The organism is Megasphaera jansseni (assembly GCF_047974155.1).
Classification (GTDB): Bacteria; Bacillota; Negativicutes; order Veillonellales; family Megasphaeraceae; genus Megasphaera.
This window is the reverse complement of record NZ_JBHYRR010000002.1, coordinates 94,581-113,990: the sequence shown is the minus strand read 5'-3', so window position 1 is coordinate 113,990 and position 19,410 is coordinate 94,581. Positions and strand designations below refer to the sequence as shown.

20 protein-coding genes, 1 tRNA gene and 1 other annotated feature are annotated in these 19,410 nt (G+C 53.1%); of the genes, 15 read left to right on the top strand and 6 right to left on the bottom strand.

The window, feature by feature from the left end; translation table 11 throughout:
- Window positions 1–8 precede the first annotated feature (8 nt).
- From ACE418_RS01450 to ACE418_RS01415, 8 genes are all read left to right on the top strand, one after another.
- Window positions 9–881, top strand: coding sequence for an NAD(+)/NADH kinase (locus ACE418_RS01450; RefSeq protein ID WP_020310388.1), 873 nt, complete (start codon window positions 9–11; stop codon window positions 879–881).
- Window positions 874–1,488 (top strand): class I SAM-dependent methyltransferase, encoded by a 615-nt coding sequence (locus tag ACE418_RS01445; protein ID WP_416448825.1) that lies wholly within the window; start codon window positions 874–876, stop codon window positions 1,486–1,488. Before ACE418_RS01450 ends, ACE418_RS01445 begins: the two co-directional genes overlap by 8 nt.
- Window positions 1,460–1,915 carry an arginine repressor gene (argR, locus tag ACE418_RS01440; RefSeq protein ID WP_014015971.1) on the top strand — a complete coding sequence of 152 codons (456 nt, stop codon included), beginning with the start codon at window positions 1,460–1,462 and terminating at the stop codon, window positions 1,913–1,915. The genes ACE418_RS01445 and argR overlap by 29 nt, the downstream gene beginning before the upstream one ends.
- A 7-nt stretch (window positions 1,916–1,922) precedes the next feature.
- A complete protein-coding gene (gene recN, locus ACE418_RS01435) occupies window positions 1,923–3,605 on the top strand; it encodes a DNA repair protein RecN (RefSeq protein ID WP_416448824.1) in 1,683 nt (560 codons plus the stop codon).
- 194 nt (window positions 3,606–3,799) lie between these two features.
- Window positions 3,800–4,597, top strand: coding sequence for a 4-hydroxy-tetrahydrodipicolinate reductase (gene dapB, locus ACE418_RS01430; protein WP_416448823.1), 798 nt, complete (start codon window positions 3,800–3,802; stop codon window positions 4,595–4,597).
- Window positions 4,598–4,625: 28 nt separating this feature from the next.
- The gene (locus ACE418_RS01425) at window positions 4,626–5,663 is read left to right on the top strand and encodes an aspartate-semialdehyde dehydrogenase (protein ID WP_416448822.1); all 1,038 of its coding nucleotides are present in this window, start codon (window positions 4,626–4,628) and stop codon (window positions 5,661–5,663) included.
- Between the two features lie 24 nt (window positions 5,664–5,687).
- Window positions 5,688–6,569 carry a 4-hydroxy-tetrahydrodipicolinate synthase gene (gene dapA, locus ACE418_RS01420; RefSeq protein ID WP_416448821.1) on the top strand — a complete coding sequence of 294 codons (882 nt, stop codon included), beginning with the start codon at window positions 5,688–5,690 and terminating at the stop codon, window positions 6,567–6,569.
- A 168-nt stretch (window positions 6,570–6,737) separates the two neighbouring features.
- Window positions 6,738–6,814 (top strand) — tRNA-Arg (locus ACE418_RS01415).
- A 209-nt stretch (window positions 6,815–7,023) separates the two neighbouring features.
- On the opposite strand, the gene ACE418_RS01410 is transcribed toward ACE418_RS01415, so the two are convergent.
- Both ACE418_RS01410 and ACE418_RS01405 read right to left on the bottom strand, forming a co-directional pair.
- The gene (locus tag ACE418_RS01410) at window positions 7,024–7,575 is read right to left on the bottom strand and encodes a hypothetical protein (RefSeq protein ID WP_416448820.1); all 552 of its coding nucleotides are present in this window, start codon (window positions 7,573–7,575) and stop codon (window positions 7,024–7,026) included.
- 14 nt (window positions 7,576–7,589) lie between these two features.
- On the bottom strand, window positions 7,590–8,849 hold the full coding sequence (locus ACE418_RS01405; RefSeq protein WP_416448819.1) for a DEAD/DEAH box helicase: 1,260 nt from the start codon (window positions 8,847–8,849) through the stop codon (window positions 7,590–7,592).
- A gap of 147 nt (window positions 8,850–8,996) precedes the next feature.
- Between ACE418_RS01405 and ACE418_RS01400 the strand changes: the two genes are divergently transcribed.
- Together ACE418_RS01400 and ACE418_RS01395 are read left to right on the top strand one after the other, a co-directional pair.
- Window positions 8,997–9,419, top strand: coding sequence for a hypothetical protein (locus ACE418_RS01400; RefSeq protein WP_416448818.1), 423 nt, complete (start codon window positions 8,997–8,999; stop codon window positions 9,417–9,419).
- The gene (locus ACE418_RS01395) at window positions 9,419–10,297 is read left to right on the top strand and encodes a hypothetical protein (protein WP_416448816.1); all 879 of its coding nucleotides are present in this window, start codon (window positions 9,419–9,421) and stop codon (window positions 10,295–10,297) included. Before ACE418_RS01400 ends, ACE418_RS01395 begins: the two co-directional genes overlap by 1 nt.
- 303 nt (window positions 10,298–10,600) lie before the next feature.
- Here ACE418_RS01395 and potE read toward each other — a convergent pair whose 3' ends face one another.
- From potE to ACE418_RS01380, 3 genes are all read right to left on the bottom strand, one after another.
- Window positions 10,601–11,926 (bottom strand): putrescine-ornithine antiporter, encoded by a 1,326-nt coding sequence (gene potE, locus ACE418_RS01390; protein ID WP_416448815.1) that lies wholly within the window; start codon window positions 11,924–11,926, stop codon window positions 10,601–10,603.
- 248 nt (window positions 11,927–12,174) lie between these two features.
- Complete coding sequence (locus tag ACE418_RS01385; protein ID WP_416448813.1) at window positions 12,175–13,356, bottom strand: acetyl-CoA C-acetyltransferase; 1,182 nt, start codon at window positions 13,354–13,356, stop codon at window positions 12,175–12,177.
- Window positions 13,357–13,568: 212 nt separating this feature from the next.
- Window positions 13,569–14,753: an acetyl-CoA C-acetyltransferase gene (locus ACE418_RS01380; RefSeq protein WP_416183839.1), complete on the bottom strand. Its 1,185-nt coding sequence runs from the start codon at window positions 14,751–14,753 to the stop codon at window positions 13,569–13,571.
- Between the two features lie 1,034 nt (window positions 14,754–15,787).
- Here ACE418_RS01380 and ACE418_RS01375 point away from each other — a divergent pair.
- The 5 genes from ACE418_RS01375 to rplT all read left to right on the top strand — a co-directional run bounded on the left by ACE418_RS01375 (window position 15,788) and on the right by rplT (window position 17,997).
- Window positions 15,788–16,420, top strand: a complete 633-nt coding sequence (locus ACE418_RS01375) for a hypothetical protein (protein WP_416448811.1) — start codon at window positions 15,788–15,790, stop codon at window positions 16,418–16,420.
- 59 nt (window positions 16,421–16,479) lie between these two features.
- Entirely contained in the window at window positions 16,480–16,710 is a 231-nt protein-coding gene (locus ACE418_RS01370; RefSeq protein WP_020310403.1) for a DUF1653 domain-containing protein, read from the top strand.
- 42 nt (window positions 16,711–16,752) lie between these two features.
- Window positions 16,753–16,862, top strand: a sequence feature (ribosomal protein L20 leader region).
- Window positions 16,863–16,876: 14 nt separating this feature from the next.
- On the top strand, window positions 16,877–17,389 hold the full coding sequence (gene infC / locus ACE418_RS01365) for a translation initiation factor IF-3 (RefSeq protein ID WP_071601828.1): 513 nt from the start codon (window positions 16,877–16,879) through the stop codon (window positions 17,387–17,389).
- A 16-nt stretch (window positions 17,390–17,405) separates the two neighbouring features.
- Window positions 17,406–17,603 carry a 50S ribosomal protein L35 gene (rpmI, locus tag ACE418_RS01360; protein ID WP_416448810.1) on the top strand — a complete coding sequence of 66 codons (198 nt, stop codon included), beginning with the start codon at window positions 17,406–17,408 and terminating at the stop codon, window positions 17,601–17,603.
- A 43-nt stretch (window positions 17,604–17,646) separates the two neighbouring features.
- The gene (gene rplT / locus ACE418_RS01355; protein WP_014015987.1) at window positions 17,647–17,997 is read left to right on the top strand and encodes a 50S ribosomal protein L20; all 351 of its coding nucleotides are present in this window, start codon (window positions 17,647–17,649) and stop codon (window positions 17,995–17,997) included.
- A 213-nt stretch (window positions 17,998–18,210) separates the two neighbouring features.
- On the opposite strand, the gene ACE418_RS01350 is transcribed toward rplT, so the two are convergent.
- Window positions 18,211–19,380, bottom strand: coding sequence for an MFS transporter (locus tag ACE418_RS01350; RefSeq protein WP_416448808.1), 1,170 nt, complete (start codon window positions 19,378–19,380; stop codon window positions 18,211–18,213).
- Window positions 19,381–19,410 lie beyond the last annotated feature (30 nt).

The window sequence follows — 19,410 nt, the reverse complement described above, 5'->3', positions numbered from 1 at the left end:
TGATCCCCATGCGTATCGGTATTTTCCCGAATCTCGTCAAACGCGAAAGTGCGGCCATTGTCCAGCAGATGATCAAAATCTGTGAAAAACATGGCATTGAATATTACCTGCCGGCTTACGTCAGTGAGAGCCGCCAGCCGGCGTATCAGCGCATCGGCGCCGAGCACCTGCGGCCGCGCATGACCATTTACAGCACCATCGACGTGGCCATGATTCTCGGCGGCGACGGGACGATCCTCAAGATGGCCAAGCAGTTCGCCGAAGCCGATGTCCCGGTCTGCGGTATCAACCTGGGTTCCCTGGGCTTCCTCTACGAAGTCGAGACCAAGACCCTGGAAAAGCGTATGGAAGACATCCTGGCCGGCCGCTACTTCCTGGAAGAACGGATGATGCTCCACTCGGAACTGTGCTATGAAGACGGCCTGGTCCAGTCCCTGCCCGATGCCCTCAACGACATCGTTATCGGTCACGGCAATGTAGGCAAACTCATCCGCATCGACCTGAGCATCAACGGCCATTTCATCCAGCAGTATCCCGGTGACGGCCTCATCGTAGCTACGGCGACGGGGAGTACGGGCTATACTTTTTCCAGCGGCGGCCCGATCGTCGCGCCCAGCGTGCCCTGCATCATGGTTACGCCAATCTGCCCGCACCTGCTGCTCAAAGTGCCCCTGGTCCTGCGCGATGATGACCAGGTATCGGTCACGGTGGCCAACAGCCGCAACAGTGTCCGCGTCTCTGTCGATGGCATGATGGACCAGGAACTCATGCGCAATATGACCCTCCAGGTCCGCAAGTCCGACCACGTCCTGAAGATCATCCGTTTCAACAAGAATTATTTTTATAGCAATTTATTTACGAAAATGATGGGAAATGATTGACATGTATCCATTCCGCAATGCCGTTACGGTATCACATATGATGACAGAACCCTACGCCCGCCAGGCCCATGTCCTCGTCGACATGACCTGCGGCAACGGTCACGACACGGCCTTCCTGGCCCGTACTATGCCTGATGACGCCGTCCTCTACGCCTTCGATATCCAGCCCTGTGCCATCGAACGCACGCGCCAACGTCTGCAGGACGAAGGGCTGGGGGACAGGGACGTCCGCTGCCGCTGCGGGTCTCATGAACAACTGCTGGCTGATGTACCGTCAGACGTTGACATTATCGTATTTAATTTAGGCTATTTGCCGTCTGGGGACCATAATATTCATACAAATTGTGAAATAACACTAAAAGCTATAAAAATAGGCTTGAATAAAATTGCGATAAATGGGATAATTATGATAGCAGCTTATCCCGGTACCGAAGCCGGGGCTTGTGAAGAACAAGCGCTGCGGTCCTATTTACAGACCATACCCCAGCAGGACTTCCATATTTCGTCCTGGCAGCCCGTCAATGAGGTGCATTGTCCACCCGTATTATATATTGTACAGAAAAGAGGGAAACGTCATTATGAAGAGATTCCGTTACACCAAGATTAAAGAAATTGTCCAGTCCCGTCCTATCGAAACGCAGGAAGAGTTAGCCAAGGCCTTGCAGGAAGAAGGCATCGAAGTCACACAGGCTACGGTTTCCCGTGATATTAAAGAGCTCATGCTCATCAAGGTCCCGACCAGTGACGGCCATTACCGTTACGCCTTGTCGCCGGAACAGAATATGCTCATGTCCAAGAACCGCATGGCCCGCCTCTTCCAGGACTCCATCGTCCGCGTCGATTCGGCCTATAACCAGATCATCGTCCATACCCTGCCTGGCTCGGCGAATCCCATTGCCGCTGCCATCGATCATGCCCGCTGGGAAAATGTCATCGGCACTCTGGCCGGCGATGATACGGTCCTCCTCATCGTCAAGGACACGGAAACTGTTCCCAAGCTGGTCAAACTTATCGTATCACTGATGAAGGAATGAGGCCCTTATGCTGCAGTCCCTGCACATCCACAATTTTGCTCTGATTGAAGACCTGCACCTTACTTTTGGCGACGGGGTGACGATTTTTACCGGCGAAACGGGTGCCGGCAAATCGATCCTCCTCGACGCCATCGGTATGCTGGCAGGCAAACGCGCATCGGCATCGTTCGTCCGTCACGGGACGGACTCATTCCTCGTCGAAGGCGCGTTCTTTTTTTCTCCTTTGCCAGAAGGCCTGGAAGAGCTGCTGACCGACAACCACATCGAAGTCGATGAAGGACAGCTCATCATTTCCCGCCAGTTCCAGCGCAGCGGCCGCGGGACGATCCTGGTCAACGGCACGCTGGTGCCGACGACGGTCCTGCGGCGCCTCGGCGCCTACCTCTTGGATATCCACGGCCAGTTCGACAACAGCCTGATTTTCAACCCGTCTTACCACGTAGCCATCCTCGACGGCCTCACGGCAGACGTCCGTCAAGCCCGCCAGGACTACGACGGATTATATCGCCAGTGGCACCAGACGGAAGGGGAAATCAAGGCCCTGCGCCATGATGAAAGCGAAAAGGCGCGGATGCTCAGTATCCTGGCTTTCCAGATTAAGGAAATCGAAGGAGCCGCCCTGAAAGAAGGGGAAGACGACGAGCTGGAACAAAAAATCAACAAGGCTTCCCATGCCGAACACATCAAGGATAACCTGAAGGAGGCCATGTTTGCCCTGGAAGGGGGCGAACGCCAGCCCGGCGTCATCGAACAGATCGAGACCATCCACCGCAGCCTGGAGAAAGCGTCAGCTTACGACGAAGCCTTCAGCGCCCTGGCCGGCAAAGTCGAGACCCTGTCGTATGAAATCGAAGACGTCCACGACGGCCTCCTGCGCTATGCCGATTCCTTCGATTTCGATGAACGGGCTCTGGATGCCATGCAGTCCCGCCTGGCGTCGATTGAAAAGCTCAAGCGCAAATACGGCTTCACTGTCGCCGATATCCTGCAATTCCTGGCCAAGGCCAAGGCCGATTACGAACGGCTCGACCAGTCGGAAAGTCATCTGGCCAAGTTGGAAGAGAAACTGGCCCGTGAGGCCGCTGCCGTGCGCCAGCAGGCCCAGGTCCTGGCAGCGGCGCGCCATGACGCCGACAGCCAGTTCAGTAAGAAAATGACGGCGACGCTCAACAAGCTGGGCATGCTGAACAGCCGCATCGCTTTCCACATCGAACCGATGAAGGATATCACGCCCGACGGTTCGGCCGGTATCGAGCTGTATTTTTCGGCCAATACGGGTGAAGATATGCAGCCCCTGGCCAAAATCGCCTCGGGCGGCGAAGTATCGCGTATTGCCCTGGCCCTGAAGACGGCCGGTCCCGAACGGACGACGGGCAAGACCATGATTTTCGATGAAATCGACGTCGGCATTAGCGGCCAGACGGGCTTGCAGGTCGCCGACCATATCCGCCAGCTCTCCGGCCAGGGCCAGGTCTTCTGCATCACCCATCTGCCGCAGACGGCGGCCATTGCCGACCACCATTATTTCATTTATAAGAAAGAAATAGATGGCCGCACGGTCACTCAGGTCCGAGGCCTCTCGGAAGGGGAGCACGTCCTGGAAATCGCCCGCATGTTCGCCGGCAACGATACGACCAAGGCCAGCATCGAAGCGGCCCGCCAGATTGTAAAGCAAGTCAAGGGCATGTAATGCCATTGACTTGCGCTGTAGGGGCGCCCCGTGGGGCGCCCGCCTGAATTGTGTCGTCACACTGACTCAACGAGACAGGTTCTTCCCATTCGACATTGCTTTGCGGGTTGACGAATGTCCGCGATAGGTATATAGTTAATTATAATTTCAAAAAATAGAAGTTCTACGAAAACGAACCCATAGGAGGGATACATATGCTTCGTGTATTAGTCAATGGTGCCGATGGCCGCATGGGCAGCCAGGTCGTCAAAGCTGTCTTTGAAGACCCGGAATTGGAAGTTGCCGGCGGTATCAGCATCACGCATGTCGGTGAAGATGTCGGCGACATCGCCGGTGTCGGCCACTTAGGCCTGGCCATCCGCAATGACCTGGGCGCTGCCCTCGATGACATCAAACCGGATGTCGTCGTCGATTTCACGACGCCGAAAGTCATCTTCAACAATGCCAAGACCTGTATCGAACACGGCGTCAACATGGTCGTCGGTACGACGGGCCTGACGGCAGCGCAGCGCGATGAACTCAACGCCCTGGCTCTGGAAAAGAAGACGAGTATCTTCATTGCGCCGAACTTTTCCATCGGTGCCGTCCTGATGATGAAGCTCTCGACAGAAGTCGCTCCGTATCTGCCGGATGTCGAAATCATCGAGCTCCATCACAACAATAAACTGGATGCGCCGTCCGGTACGGCCATCATGACGGCCGATAAGATCGATGCCGCCCGCAAGGCCGCTGGTGCTAAACCGGCTCCGGACAAGACCCACGAAAGCCTTGACGGTGCCCGCGGTGCCTCTGTCGCCGGGATCCCTATCCACAGCGTCCGCCTGCCGGGTTACGTCGCACATCAGCAAGTCTTATTTGGGGGATACGGCGAACTGCTGACGATCCGCCACGACTCGATGGACCGCAAGTCCTTCATGCCGGGCGTCGTCTTGGCCGTTAAAAAAGTAAGCTCCCGTCCGGGCTTGACCTTTGGACTGGAAAACTATTTATAAAAAGAACCATTAGGGGAGGAAGTTTGTTATGACAAAAGAACCGGTAGTAGCGATTTTAGGTGCCACAGGTGCCGTAGGTCAGGAATTTATCCGCTTGATCGAAGAACGTAAATTCCCGTACAGCAAGTTGAAGTTGTTAGCATCGTACCGTTCGGCTGGCAAGAAATTGACCGTCAACGGCAAGGAATATACGGTTGAAGAAGCCAAACCGGAATCTTTCGACGGTGTTGATATCGGCTTGTTCGCCGGCGGCTCGATCAGTAAGGAATTGGGACCCGAAGCTGCTAAACGGGGCTGCGTCGTCATCGACAACTCCAGCACTTTCCGTATGGACCCGGATGTCCCCCTGGTCGTACCGGAAGTCAACCCTGAAGATATTGCTTGGCACAAGGGCATCATTGCCAACCCGAACTGCTCGACGATCATCATGCTCATGGCCCTCAAGCCGATCCACGACTTGTCGCCGATCAAGCGCATCATCGTCAGCACGTATCAGGCTGTATCCGGTGCCGGCAAAGAAGGCATCGACGAACTGCGCGATGAAACAGAAGCGTACCTCAAAGGCGAAGAAATGCAGCCGAAGATCCTGCCCAGCAAGAGCCTTCCCAAGCATTACCCCATCGCTTTCAACCTCATCCCGCAGATCGATAAGTTCGTAGAAAAAGATTACACTAAAGAAGAAATGAAGATGGTCAACGAAACGCACAAGATGCTTCACGATGACTCCATCGCCATTACGGCTACGACGGTCCGCGTCCCGGTCTTCCGCAGCCATGCCGAATCGGTCTATGTCGAAACGGCCGATGAACTGACGGTCGATGCCATCCGCAAAGCCATCGATGCTTTCCCGGGCGCCCAGGTACAGGATAATCCGGCTGAAATGGAATATCCCATGCCCTTGTTCACGTCGGAAAAATATGACTGCTACGTCGGCCGTATCCGCAAGGATTTGTATAATCCGAAAGCTATCAACCTCTGGGTATCGGGCGACCAGATCCGCAAAGGCGCTGCCCTCAATGCCCTGCAGATTGCCGAATACATGCTGGCCCACGACATGATCCACTAGTACGAAGAGGGGAGAGAATCCTTTATGTTAACTTTTCCAAATGTTATTGTCGCTATGATTACGCCGTTCCATCAGGATGGCTCCGTCAATTACGAAGCCGCCGTCGAACTGGCTAAGAAATATGCTGACGAAGGATCGGCCGTCCTCGTCGGTGCTACCACGGGCGAAGGGGCTGTCATGACGGAAGAAGAAAAACTCAAGCTCTTCAAAGTCACAGCCGACGCCTTGAAGGACAAGACCCTGGTCATGGGCAATGTCGGGACCAACAATACGGCACAGTCCATCGAAATGGCTCAGAAAGCCAAGGATACCGGCGTCGATGCCTTGCTGTGCATCGTCCCGTATTACAATAAACCGAATCAGGAGGGCTGTTATGCTCACTTTGCAGCCATTGCCAAGTCGACGGATATGCCCATCTTCATTTACAACGTACCGGGCCGTACAGGCGGTAAAATCGAACCGCAGACGGTCTGCAAGCTGGCTCATGACTTCCCGAACATCATCGGCCTCAAAGATGCCAGCGGCGACCTCGACTATGCCGGTTACGTCGCAGCCAATGCGCCGGAAGGGTTCCACCTCTACAGCGGTGATGACAACCTGACATTGCCTATCGTCGCTGTTGGCGGTGAAGGCGTCATTTCTGTCGCAGCCCACGTCATCGGCAAGGAAATGAATGCCATGATCCAGGCCCACAAAGACGGCGACGTCAAGAAGGCCGCTGCCCTCCATCAGAAGTACCTGCCCTTCATGAAAGGCTGCTTCTGCACGGTCAGCCCGGTCCCGGTCAAAACCATGCTCAACATGCTCGGCTTCCCGGCCGGCCCGTTCCGCCTGCCCTTGGTAGACGCTACACCGGAAATCAAGGCCAAATGCGAACAATACCTGAAAGACATCGGCCGATTATAAGTGCTGATAAATGGAAACCTCTCCGACCTGTACTCAAGCCTCCCTTATAAGGGAGGTGGCCCAGCGGGCCGGAGAGGTTTCTATAAACTTGGTTTTATATCTAAAAAAACCTTGACAGATTCCCAATTTCTTGTTATTATATATAAGTCGTCAGGAACGACAAGATATGACTCGGTAGCTCAGCTGGATAGAGTGACTGACTACGAATCAGTAGGTCTAGGGTTCGAATCCCTACCGGGTCACCATAGAAAAAGCTCACGCATTTTGCGTGAGCTTTTTTGTTGTGTTTGGTGAAAGGCTCCCTTCATAGGGGAGCTGGCCGCCTAAGGCGGTCTGAGAGGTTGATTTTTACGAGCCACTAACCCCTAGCCCCTAGCCACTAACCACTAGCCACTAGCCACTAGCCACTAACCCCTAAAAAGGGCTTGTCGTCATGCGACAAGCCCTTTTTACACTATTTCTTCAAATCCGGTGTGCAGTCGATGATGATGCTGCCCGGTTGTTTCATGACGGTGAAATTGCCTTTTGTCGAAGATAAGGCTTTTTCCAGGGTCTTGCTGTGCCATTTTTCGACGCCCATTTGGGAACCGCCGACGTTTTTCGACGATGCCGATTGTTTCTGGGCATCTTCCGGCAGGAGGTCGCTGATGTTGACGTTTTCACCGTCCTGGACTTTGAGGGTCACCGTGACGGCCCGGCCGTTCTGGAAGACGACCTGGTAGCGGCCATTATGGAAGACGCGGATCGTGTCGCCCTGAGAGTAGGGATGGCCCCATTCATTTTCCCAATCGGCCTGGGTATCGCCGATGGTCGGCAAGTTGGCGACGGGCGTTTCTTTCGTGTCGGCCTGGCTCTTGGTATCCTGGCCCTGCTTGCTTTCGCCCGGCTGTTGCTGCTGGGTCTGGGTCTGCTGTTTCTGCTGCTGGGAATTGGTCGGCGTCGCCGGCGTACATCCGGCAGCGATGAGGGTGAAGAGCATGAGGACGATGGTGAGATAGCGTTTCATGAGTAAGACCTCCTTTAGCGGCGCCGGCGGTTGTCTCCGCCCTTATGGCGCTGTTTATGGCGTTTTTCCCTGGTCGTCTGGTAGGTGCTGGCAGGCAGCTTGTCCTTATAGGTCTTTTTCTTTTTCGGCGGCCGGCTGCTGGCCTTGACTTTTACCTGACCGGTCAGGGTGTATTTGGTGATCGTCGCGTGGATGTTGTGTTCGATACGGCGGACCCAGTTTTCATCGGCTGCCGTGGCGAACATGATGGACAAGCCTTCGCTGCCGGCCCGGCCCGTGCGGCCGATGCGGTGGATGTAGTAATCGACGTCGTGAGGGACGTCGAAGTTGAAGACGTGGGTGATGCCTTCGATATCGATGCCGCGGGCGGCGATGTCGGTAGCGACCAGAATCTGCGTCTTAGCCTTGGCAAAGTCACGCAGGACCTGGTTACGGCGTCCCTGGGACATGTCGCCGTGGAGTTCGCCGATGTTGAAGCCCTTGGCGATGAGCTTGCCTGCCAGGAGAGACGTCCGTTCTTTCGTATTGCAGAAGACGATGGCCAGATAGGGGTTCATTTCCGTCAGCATCTGGCAGAGCTTGGGCAGTTTCTGTTCTTCCGTCATCATGTAGATGCGCTGTTCGATGTTTTCCAGGGCAATCGTCTGGCCTTCGAGGATGTTCAGGACCAGCGGGCTCTGCATATGCTTCTTGGCCAGGCCTTTGATCTTATCCGGGACGGTGGCCGAGAAGAAGAGGAGCTGCCGCCGTTTCGGCGTCAGGCCGATGAGGGTGTCGACGTCTTCCAGGAAGCCGGCCTGGAGCATCTGGTCCGCTTCGTCGACGATGACCCGGCGGACGCCGCTCAGGTCGAGGGAATGGCGGCGGCAGTGGTCGAGGAGACGGCCCGGTGTGCCGATGATGACATGCGGGTGGCGGTGCAGTTTCTGCAGCTGGTTCTCGATGGTCTTGCCGCCGATGAGGCTGAGGACGTCGATGCCCAGTTCCGGTGCCAGCGTATCGGCGACGTCGGCAATCTGACGGGCCAATTCCCGCGTCGGCGCCATGACCAGGACCTGTTCGGCGTGGATATCGGTCTTGATCTGCTGCAGCGACGGCAGGAGGAAGGCGAAGGTCTTGCCCGTGCCGGTCTGGGCCTGGGCCAGGATGTCACGGCCCTTGAACAACGGCGGGATGGCCTGGGCCTGGATGGCCGTCGGTTCGTCGACGCCCTGCTTATGGAGGAGTTCACAAATCTTCGGCGTAATGCCGAGGGATTCAAAATTCTTTGTCATGTATGTTCCTTTCTGTGCGGACTAAAATCACTTGCTATAATTTCTATTGTACACAAAAGCCAGGGCTTGCGCAAACTTTTCTTTCTTTTTCGGATATGGTATACTAAAGTGATTTCGTTTGCATTATTTTAGGAGGTCTTGCAGAAAATGAGTTGGTGGCGCGATATCTTGCGGCAATGTGTCTTCATGTGTTTCTTTATCATTCCCATTCCCATCGGTGCCTATACGATCCACAGCGGCTCCAGTGCCGTCGTAGCCATGGTAAGCTATGTCTTTTTATCGCTGGTCATCCCCGTGGCTTATGTGGGCTGCCACGATGCGACATTTGGCCCCAAGGGCGGCCGTATCCGCCGCTGGGTCATGGCCCTCATGTGGTTCATCGTCTTTGCCGCTATCGGAGCTTTTACGGCTTTCATGGGTGTCTATTGGAAGGCTGCGCCTTTCTGGGAATGGCCGACTATTGGCCGTGATATCGTATTTATCGTCGGCATGTACGCGGAAATCAGCGTGACTATGCTCCTGGCCTATGCCGTATCCCAGCTCCTGCCGGGCCGAAAGGAAGTAGGTTAATGGAAAGCTTAACAAAACAGACATGGCACGACTGGCTGCTGGCCGTCGTCTGGGCATCGTGCGGTATCCTGCCGCTGCCCTTTGGTGCCTTTGCTTCAGATAGGCCATATATCGCCTCAGCGTCGATTCTGGCCTTTTTTATCTTATCCTTTGTTGTTCCCCTGTGGCTGGGCCATCGCCGCCGTCGTGCGGGCAGGGACGGCGATTATGCGTCAGCAGGGGCGACCTGCTATGGCGGCGCCGTCGTCCTGCTCATCGCCGTCGGCCTGCTCAATGGCCTGACCGGCTTGGACTGCTGGCATTCCTATCCCGTCCGGGTCGGCTTGTTCGCCCTGTGGATGTTCCTGACCGTCGCCGTACAGTATCTGGCGGCGCGGGCCGTCGATTTCTGGAAAGGGCGCCGGCGGAAATACTGGTATTCCCAGTTCGTCGACCCCATCGTCTACAGCCTGCCCCTGCCTTGTGCCGTACTGGGCATGTTCCTCTTTCCGGCGGTCAGCGATTCGTCGGTGACGCAGAGCCTGGTCGTCGGCATCATGGCCATCATGGGCTTCTGCTTCATCGGCATGAGTATCTTCGTCATCGCCACCTTTGCCCTCTATTTCTTCCCGTACAAGCGCTACGGCTACCGGGGGAAACAGCGGCTGGTTCACATCGCAGCCATCATCGTCATGGTCCTCATGTGGGCCCTGGTCCAGCACATCCTCTTTGACAGCCAGATCCACATCTTTACGTACATCTTCAAGGCCATGCCGATCCTCCAGAACAATCCCCTGGTCTTCATCACGCCCTTCGTCGTAGCGGCCCTGACCATCATCGGCTGCGTAGCCATGCGCAACGTCGTCCTGGCGGCTTTTGGGGGGAAGAGGAGTTTGTAGTTTGTAGAAATTGTAGGGGCTTGCCGTGGCAAGCCCGCCTCAGAATATGAATGATTTTCCGGTTCAAAGAACGTCGCCTGATATCCAGCGGGTCGCCCACGTGGCGACCCCTACAGTAAAAAAAGGGGCTGTCGCACGAAGGCTTTTGCTTTCATGCTAGGCCCCATTTACTTTATAGTTTGTAGCAACAGCGTTTGTAGTTTTCAGAGAAAACCTTTAAATTTAAAGCCATCCGCTAACAACTAACTGCTAGCCACTAACAACTTTAAAGGGCTTGTCGTCGTGCGACAAGCCCTTTTTTCTTTATTTAATTTCCACGATGGTCTGTTTCATGATGGTGAAGCGGACGACGTATACCAGCCATCCCAGGAAGGCGGCGAAACAGCCGCTGAGGAAGGTCGTGGCATCGGTGGTGGTCAATGCATATACGCAGTAGATAATGGATACGCCTGCTAAGAATATCGACGTATTTCTGTTACAGACTTCATTGGGGATATGTTCCTTGCTGAGGATCGTCGTCAGGGCCCCGGCACAGAGCATGTAGGGGATGACGTTGGTGACAACGGCCAGATTGGCCAGAAGTTCGAACTGGGCGGCCAGGGTCGGGCTGATGGTCATGAGGGCCAGGAGGCTCTGCATGCAGAGGATGCACAGCATGCCTTTGACCGGGACGTCAGCACTGGTGACTTTGGCGAAAATCTTGGGGAACAGGCCGCGCTGGGCGCTGGTCTTGAAGACGCGGGCCAAGGTGAACTGCCAGGACAAGAGGGAACCAGCACAGGAGAATACCATCAGGCCCATGACGGCTTTGCCGGCCGTATCGCCGAGCATGTACGAGAAGGCCAGGCCGAAGGGAGCACTCGATGCCAGGATTTCCGCATTGGGGACGATGCCGGCAATGACATTCGTCGAGGCGACGTAGATGATGGCGACGCCGAGGGTGCTGACGAAAGTGGCAATCGGAACGGATTTTTTCGGATTTTCAACGGCATCCATGTTGACGGCTGCCGATTCGAGTCCCAGGAAGGACCACAGCGTCAGGGCGATGGAATTGCCGACGGCATCGCTGAGTCCCAGGTTATTGGGATTCCACGAAGCCAGCCAGGTAGCCGGGCTGAACCAATGCCAGCCGATGATAGAAATGCCCAGGACCGGGATGATGGCACCCCAGATAGTGATGGCACTGAGCTTGCCGGAATAACGGGAGCCGCTGAAATTGAGGGCTGCCGCGATCCACAATAAAGCAATCGTATATAAACACGTCTGCAACGGCGTAAAGGTTGTCTCAAGGAAACCGGCGCCGTAGCCGACCGCCGTAATGGCGATAGCGACGTTTGCAATTACGATAGAAACAGAGTAGGCGTAATTAGCCATAAAATGTCCTACACGCCCGAAAGCGTATTCGGAGTAACCGCCCATACCACCTGGCTTCGTCGTGAACATGCCACATCGGGCAAAAGCCATGGCCAGGGCTAAAGAGCCTAGTGAGGTAATAATCCAGGAAATAATCGAGATCGTACCGACTTCGGCGAGCTTGGTCGGCAGCATGATGATACCGGCGCCAAGCATGTTGGCAGCAGTGACAAAGGTCAACTGTACCACAGACATTTTACGACATGTAGTTTTCATTATCAGTCCTTCTTTCGTTAGTGATGCGTATAAGCATGGCTTGAAATTTTTAGCAAATTAATTTTATCATTTTTACCGGGAAAATTAAATACTTTTTGGAAAAACGTTATATGTATTTGGGCCACTTTTCACGCTCCATATTCCAAATGGGAATAGAATTTTGTGGCTAAATTTAAAAACATCAGCTGACTGCTAAAAAAAAGGCTTGCCGCCGAAGCGACAAGCCTTTTTACACATGAGAAATGAAATTAGTCGATGTTTTCTACGACGCAAGCCGTACCCTGGCCGCCACCGATGCACAGTGTAGCCAAACCGTATTTGCCGCCGACTTCTTTCAAGCCATAGAGCAAGGTTACGAGGATACGAGCGCCCGATGCACCGATCGGATGACCGAGGGCGATAGCGCCGCCATGGATGTTGACTTTGCTCATATCGAAGCCGAGTTCACGGCAGCAGTATACAGCCTGAGCTGCGAAAGCTTCGTTAGCTTCGACGAGGTCGAGGTCTTTGACTTCGAGGCCTGCTTTAGCCAATGCTTTACGGGAAGAAGGAATAGGGCCGGTACCCATGATAGCGGGATCTACGCCAGCGGAAGCATAGCTTACGATCTTAGCCATCGGTTTGATGCCGAGTTCTTTCGCTTTGTCAGCAGACATAACTACGAAAGCAGCTGCGCCGTCGTTGATGCCGGAAGCGTTACCAGCCGTAACGGTGCCGCCTTTTTTGAAGGCCGGTTTCAATTTAGCCAAAGTTTCCATGTTGGAACCTTCACGCGGGCCTTCGTCGGTGTCGATGACGACGTCCTGTTTCTTCTGATGAACCGTTACCGGAACGATCTGAGATTTGAATGCGCCGCTATGGATAGCTTCGCAAGCGAGGTTCTGCGAACGAACGCCGAGTTTATCCTGATCTTCACGAGTTACGTTGAAGCGTTCAGCAATGTTTTCAGCCGTGATGCCCATATGATAATCGTTGAATGCGTCCCAGAGGCCATCTTTGATCATCGTATCGACGAGGACACCGTTGCCCATGCGATAGCCATAACGAGCTTTCGGAACAGCGAACGGAGCCATGGACATGTTTTCCATGCCGCCTGCTACGATGACGTCAGCGTCGCCGGCTTTGATCATCTGAGCTGCCAAGGATACGCAGCGGAGACCGGAACCGCAAACTTTGTTGACCGTAAGAGCCGGGACTTCAATCGGCATGCCAGCTTTGATCATAGCCTGACGAGCCGGGTTCTGGCCCTGAGCAGCCTGGAGGACGTTGCCCATTACGACTTCGTCGACATCTTTGCCTTCGATACCAGCACGTTTGAGAGCTTCTTTAATGACGACAGCACCGAGTTCTACAGCCGGTGTGTTTTTGAAACCGCCGCCGAATTTACCAATTGCCGTACGGCAAGCACTTACGATAACTACTTCTTTCATTGGAATCACTCCTTGAAAATTTTTACGTATTGAAATAGGTGCCGGTGTATCAGTATGAGAGGATGCACCGTGCAAAAGTGTCATGTTGAAAATGACACTCTGATATTACTATCTTACACCTTTTTAAAGAAAATGTATAGAGCACGTTCCAAAAATTACGTACTCTATACATCTCCATTACTTATTGCTAGGGAATAGGGAAATTTGTTAAATTACAGACGTTCTACGATGATAGCCGTGCCCTGGCCGCCGCCGATGCAGAGGGAAGCCAGACCATATTTACCGTTGATTTCCGGTTCAGCCATTGCGTAGAGCAAGGTGACAACAATACGGGCGCCGGAGCAGCCAATCGGATGGCCGAGGGCGATAGCGCCGCCGTGGATGTTGACTTTGTCCATGTTGAGGCCGAGTTCGCGGACGCAGTATACGGACTGAGCTGCGAAAGCTTCGTTCAATTCGATGAGGTCCATCTGGTCAACAGTCATGCCGGTCTTTTTCATGACTTTGCGGACTGCCGGAATCGGGCCGGTACCCATGATAGCCGGTTCAACACCAGCCGAAGCCCAGTCGATGATGCGAGCCAGCGGTTTGATGCCGAGTTCTTTCGCTTTTTCAGCGGACATTACGACAACAGCAGCTGCGCCGTCGTTGATGCCGGAAGCGTTACCAGCGGTGACCGTGCCGTTTTTGATGAAGGCCGGACGGAGTTTAGCCAAGGTTTCCATGGTGCAGTTCGGGCGGATGAATTCGTCTTTGTCGACGATGACGTCGCCTTTTTTCTTATGAACCGTTACCGGAACAATCTGGCTGTCGAATTTGCCTTCCTGCTGAGCTTTGTAAGCCAGGTTTTCAGAACGGCAAGCTAATTTATCCTGATCTTCACGGGTTACGCCGAAACGGGCAGCGACGTTTTCAGCCGTTACGCCCATGTGGTAGTTGTTTTCGGTGCAGAACAGGCCATCGCGCATGAGCAAGTCTTCGAGGACGCCGTTACCCATACGGTAGCCGCGGCGGCCTTTAGCGATGGAGTAGGGGGCGTTGGACATGGATTCCATACCGCCGGCTACGATGATGTCAGCATCGCCGAGTTTGATCTGCTGGGAAGCGAGGGAAATGGCACGCATACCGGAACCGCAGAGTTTATTCAATGTGAAAGCAGGAACTTCCTGAGGAATACCCGAATGGAGGGCTACCTGACGGGCCGTGTTTTCACCGCAGCCAGCCTGGAGTACGTGGCCCATGATGACTTCGTCGATCTGATCTACAGGGATACCTGCGCGTTTGATTGCTTCAGTAACAGCAGCAACACCGAGGTCTACAGCGGTGACGTCTGCGAACTGGCCATTGAAACTGCCGATGGCCGTACGGCAAGCACTTACGATAACAGCATCTCTCATTAAAAAAACCATCCTTTCTGATGTGGAACAAAGTATAGAATAATATAGTATATAAGACTTTTTTGGCGGAGCCACCGCTTACGCAGCTCCTTGGGGGTTACGCTGAAATGAAGAACTTGAGTTCTAAATTTCACAATCTCCATGCCTATATAGTACATTTTTTCACAAGGAAATGCAAGAGGAAAATGAATTTTTCTTATGCTAGATACTCATGCTAAAGAAAGAAGCAGATGAGAAAAGAATAAAGAGAACGAATAATTCGCTATACGTATGGTTATGTAGGGACCGTCCCAGCGGGCGCCCCGGCTCTCCTCATAGGAGAGCTGTCAGCGAAGCTGACTGAGAGGTTAACATCTCAGTCCCTCCGGGCTACCCCTACGAACCCCTAACCCCTAGCCCCTAACTGCTAACTGCTAAAAAAAGGGACTGTCGCACGTGCGACAGCCCCTTTTTTATCCCTTTTAAAGAAGATGAGCGATGAAACTGTATGAAAGTAAAGCACTCATGGAGATGATGATTTTTGCATTGGCACTTAAGTTCATAGTTCTTACCTCTTTTCTTCCTTAATATATGACGATACTTAATAATTTTAAATCATTCCCAGATATTCGTTCCGCCTGTGGAGAAACTCTTTATCTATAAATATAATAACATACGAGTAAATAAAATCAATGGCTGAAAAATGCAATGACAGGTCTCATAAATGATTTAAACGCAATAAATGGCTTAATAACGATATAAAATCAAGAAAAACAGGGGACTTATTTTTTAAAAAGAAGAAAGATACGGTGAAAAACAGGAAGTATAAAGCAGTATAAAATAAATATTTATTCATAACAGAAAAATATTAAAATTTACGTTTAAATAAAGAATAAACTTAAAAATAGATAAAATGCGCCGTCGGCGGTACTAGCGGCAAGTTCAGAAATGCCTTATAATAGATATGTCTGCTGGCGGACGGCGGAGGGTTCCGCTGCCGGCATCGGTTGAAAAGGTTATTATTAATGTATTATATATATTATAGGAGGAATACCATGGGATTTTTTGACGCTTTCTTTAAAGAGCAGCAGCGCACGAAGAGTGAAGAAATCTATGACAATGCGCTGCAGATCTTTAATTCACCGGAATTACAGAACCAGGCTTTATCGGGAGAATTGGCCGACAAGGTGCGGCATGGGGAAGACTGCGACATCGTTCCGGGCGCCTATGGACGTTTTGGCCATGATGCGACTAATCCCATCCCCGTCAACGGGCCGAGTGGTGAATTCGTCTATTTGTCGCGCCTGCGCCTGCGCCGGACCGGGTCCATGGTCTTTTTCCACAAGGCCGGCCAGGTCGGGAATCTGGACGTCTTTGAATTGACTAACGTCAGCGGTAAGTTCGTCGACCGCCTGTACGTCGACATGTATCATCCCCGCTGTTCCCGCCGCTATCCGGACGGTTATACGCTGGAACGGGAAGCCGTCTTTCCGCGGGGGGTGACGACGACGCTGGCCGATTTTCCCAAGGGCCTCTATAAGGCCATCAAAAAAGAAGCGAAATTGCGTCTGGGCATCGACGTCGCCGAAAAGGAAAGCGATTGCATCGATATCCCGGCCGTTCAGGAGGCCTTGGCCCATTTTCGCCAGGAACGCCCGGCAGCTCCCGTCATGAAGCCATTGAAATAAAGGGAAACTATGGTATAATTACACCAGGTTAGTAATGTAGATTATTAGGAGGGTTATCGATGAGAGAATTACCGAAAGCACATGAAATTTGGCGTCACTTCAAAAAGAATACCTATGAAATTATTACGATTGCCGAACACACGGAAACTGGCGAAAAATTCGTCATTTACAAAGCCTTGCACGACACGATGAAGACCTATGCCCGTCCGTTGAAGGATTTCATGAGCGAAGTCGATAAGGAAAAATATCCCCGTGCTGAACAGGATTACCGTTTTGTCAAGGTCAAATAAGCTTGACAAGGCCTTTCTTGGCTGATATAATATGTACTGTTGAAAATAAAGCAGAAGCTATCCGCTTCTCACCTTACAAGGCGCTGGAGTCACTAAGGTCTATGACGGAAACGTAGAGCGGATAGCGATGCTATCCGTTCTTTTTTTATTTCGGAGGTGAAAGACGATTAGTAAGGAATTACGTATCAACGATCAAATCAGAGCCCGTGAAGTACGCGTGGTCAGTGATTCTAACGAACAGCTCGGTGTCATGTCTCTCCGTTCGGCCCGCCAGATTGCGGAAGAACGGCATTTGGACCTGGTAGAAGTCGCACCGAATGGCAAACCGCCTGTCTGCCGCATCATGAACTACGGGAAATACCGTTATGAACAGCAGAAGCGTGAAAAGGAAGCCAAGAAAAAGCAGAAAGTCTTGACATTGAAGGAAGTAAAACTTCGTCCCAATATCGAAGACCATGACTTCTACGTTAAGATGAAAGCTGCGCAGCGTTTCCTGGGTGAAGGCAGCAAAGTCAAAGTTACGATCATGTTCCGCGGCCGCGAAATGAGCCATCCGGAACTGGGCCGTGATTTGCTGGTTCGATTCGCTGATGAATTGAAAGATACCGCCCATGTAGAAAAAGAACCTAAAATTGAAGGCAGAAACATGACCATGGTCATCGCTGTCAACAAGAAGTAACAGGAGGACAATTATTATGCCGAAATTGAAAACTCGCCGTGCTGCGGCAAAACGCTTTAACACAACTGGTACAGGTAAAATCAAACGCATGAAACCGTATAAGAGCCACATCCTGGAAAGCAAGAGCCCGAAACGTAAACGTAACCTGAGAAAAGCTACGCTCGTTTCCAAGACCATGACGGAATCGGTCCGCAAGATGTGCCCGTTCATCTAATAGCGTAATATACTTTTTGATATAGATTCGGAGGAATAGACTAATGGCAAGAATTAAAGTTGGCGTTACAGCACACGCTCGTCATAAAAAAATCTTAAAAATGGCTAAAGGCTACCGCGGTACCCGCAGCCGTCTCTTCAAAAAAGCTAACGAAAGCGTCATGAAAGCGCTCTACTACGCTCGTCGTGACCGCCGCGCCAAGAAACGCGAATTCCGTAAATTGTGGATTGCCCGTATCAACGCCGCAACCCGCGCTAACGGCCTCAGCTACAGCCGCTTCATCTGCGGCCTCACCAAAGCTGGCGTCATCGTAAACCGTAAAATGCTCGCTGACCTCGCCGTCAACGACGCAGCTGCTTTCGCAAAACTCGTAGAAGTCGCAAAAGCACAGTAATTTAGGCAAATAAAATCCCCTGCATGAAGGTTTCTACCGTCATGCAGGGGATTTTTGCTTTGCAGCAGTCAGCCGTTAGCCGTTAGCAGTCAGCCACTAACCCCTAGCCCCTAGCCACTAGCCACTAACCACGAGCCACGAGCCACTAGCCCCTAACCCCTAACCCCTAACCGCTAGTCCCTAACGAGCCCCTAGCCCCTAACAGCTGACTGCTTATTTCCTCCAGGCCTTGGGTACGGGGATGAGGAAGGCGAAGATCGTGCCGATGATGGCGCTGATCCAGAGGCACTGCAGGGCGGCCGAGATGCCCCACTGGTCGGCGCCCCAGCCGACGACGGGCGAGATGAGGCCGCCGATGGTCGTCGTCAGCCCTAAGGTGACGCCAGAGGCGAAGCCGACGTTCTTGCCGAGGTAGGTCTGCCCGAGGACGACGATTGGGCTGTAAGCGGCAAAGAGCGAGAAGGCGACCGGGAGGAGCAGCAGCGTCGCCGTGACGATGTCCGTGCTGTTGACCAGGAAGAACATGGACGGAATCATGATGATCATGGAGCCGCGGAGGACGCGGAGAAAGCCGAAGCGGTCGGCCAGGATGCCGCCGACGAAGGTGATGACGACGCCCATGGAAAAGAGGATGGACAAGGCCAGGCTGCCTGATGCCGGCGATGCATGGAGGACGTGGATCCAATAGAGGGGGATGAAGGTATTGCAGACCGTAAAGCCGATGGAACGGACGAAGATGACGACGGACAGGCGGGCAAAGGCGCTCCAGTCGTTGGTCCGGACTTCGCCGGGATGGGCTTTCTTTTCGGCTGTCGCCGCCTCGCTGACCTGCGATAAGATGCGCGGCATCTGATGGTAGAGGACGAAGGCGATGAGGGCGTTGACGATGCCGAAGATGACCAGACCGTGGATGTCAAAGGCATAGGCACAGGCCCCGGCTACCATGGGGCCGATGGCGAAACCGGCATTGCCGCCGACAGAAAAGGTCCCCATAGCCTGGCCCTTGCGGTCGCCGGCGATGTTGTTGACCATGCGGGCCGCTTCGGGATGATAGATGGAAGAGCCGAAGCCGCTGAACATGGAACAGAGGAAGATGAGCCAGTAGTTCTGCGTAAAGGCCAGCAGCGTCAGGCAGAGGCCGCAGAGGATGGGGCCGAGTGGCGCGAACCAGGGTTTGGACACCTTGTCGGAGTAATAACCGAAAATAGGCTGGGACACCGACGATAAGAGCATATTGGCGAAGATGAGCGTCGCTGCGTCCTGATAATTCAGGTTGCACGACGAGATGAAATAGGGCAGCAGGGCCGGGATGGCGCCTTGCGCCCAGTCTACGGAAAAATGGCCCGTAGCGAATAGGTATACATAAGGACTGAGTTTCTTCATGCAAATCCTCCTTTCGGGAAGTTAAAATCA

Coding starts and splice junctions, on each gene's coding strand:
- ACE418_RS01450 (WP_020310388.1), top strand. CDS start 9: ATGCGTATCGGTATTTTCCCGAATCTCGTCAAACGCGAAAGTGCGGCC.
- ACE418_RS01445 (WP_416448825.1), top strand. CDS start 874: ATGATTGACATGTATCCATTCCGCAATGCCGTTACGGTATCACATATG.
- argR (WP_014015971.1), top strand. CDS start 1,460: ATGAAGAGATTCCGTTACACCAAGATTAAAGAAATTGTCCAGTCCCGT.
- recN (WP_416448824.1), top strand. CDS start 1,923: ATGCTGCAGTCCCTGCACATCCACAATTTTGCTCTGATTGAAGACCTG.
- dapB (WP_416448823.1), top strand. CDS start 3,800: ATGCTTCGTGTATTAGTCAATGGTGCCGATGGCCGCATGGGCAGCCAG.
- ACE418_RS01425 (WP_416448822.1), top strand. CDS start 4,626: ATGACAAAAGAACCGGTAGTAGCGATTTTAGGTGCCACAGGTGCCGTA.
- dapA (WP_416448821.1), top strand. CDS start 5,688: ATGTTAACTTTTCCAAATGTTATTGTCGCTATGATTACGCCGTTCCAT.
- ACE418_RS01410 (WP_416448820.1), bottom strand. CDS start 7,575: ATGAAACGCTATCTCACCATCGTCCTCATGCTCTTCACCCTCATCGCT.
- ACE418_RS01405 (WP_416448819.1), bottom strand. CDS start 8,849: ATGACAAAGAATTTTGAATCCCTCGGCATTACGCCGAAGATTTGTGAA.
- ACE418_RS01400 (WP_416448818.1), top strand. CDS start 8,997: ATGAGTTGGTGGCGCGATATCTTGCGGCAATGTGTCTTCATGTGTTTC.
- ACE418_RS01395 (WP_416448816.1), top strand. CDS start 9,419: ATGGAAAGCTTAACAAAACAGACATGGCACGACTGGCTGCTGGCCGTC.
- potE (WP_416448815.1), bottom strand. CDS start 11,926: ATGAAAACTACATGTCGTAAAATGTCTGTGGTACAGTTGACCTTTGTC.
- ACE418_RS01385 (WP_416448813.1), bottom strand. CDS start 13,356: ATGAAAGAAGTAGTTATCGTAAGTGCTTGCCGTACGGCAATTGGTAAA.
- ACE418_RS01380 (WP_416183839.1), bottom strand. CDS start 14,753: ATGAGAGATGCTGTTATCGTAAGTGCTTGCCGTACGGCCATCGGCAGT.
- ACE418_RS01375 (WP_416448811.1), top strand. CDS start 15,788: ATGGGATTTTTTGACGCTTTCTTTAAAGAGCAGCAGCGCACGAAGAGT.
- ACE418_RS01370 (WP_020310403.1), top strand. CDS start 16,480: ATGAGAGAATTACCGAAAGCACATGAAATTTGGCGTCACTTCAAAAAG.
- rpmI (WP_416448810.1), top strand. CDS start 17,406: ATGCCGAAATTGAAAACTCGCCGTGCTGCGGCAAAACGCTTTAACACA.
- rplT (WP_014015987.1), top strand. CDS start 17,647: ATGGCAAGAATTAAAGTTGGCGTTACAGCACACGCTCGTCATAAAAAA.
- ACE418_RS01350 (WP_416448808.1), bottom strand. CDS start 19,380: ATGAAGAAACTCAGTCCTTATGTATACCTATTCGCTACGGGCCATTTT.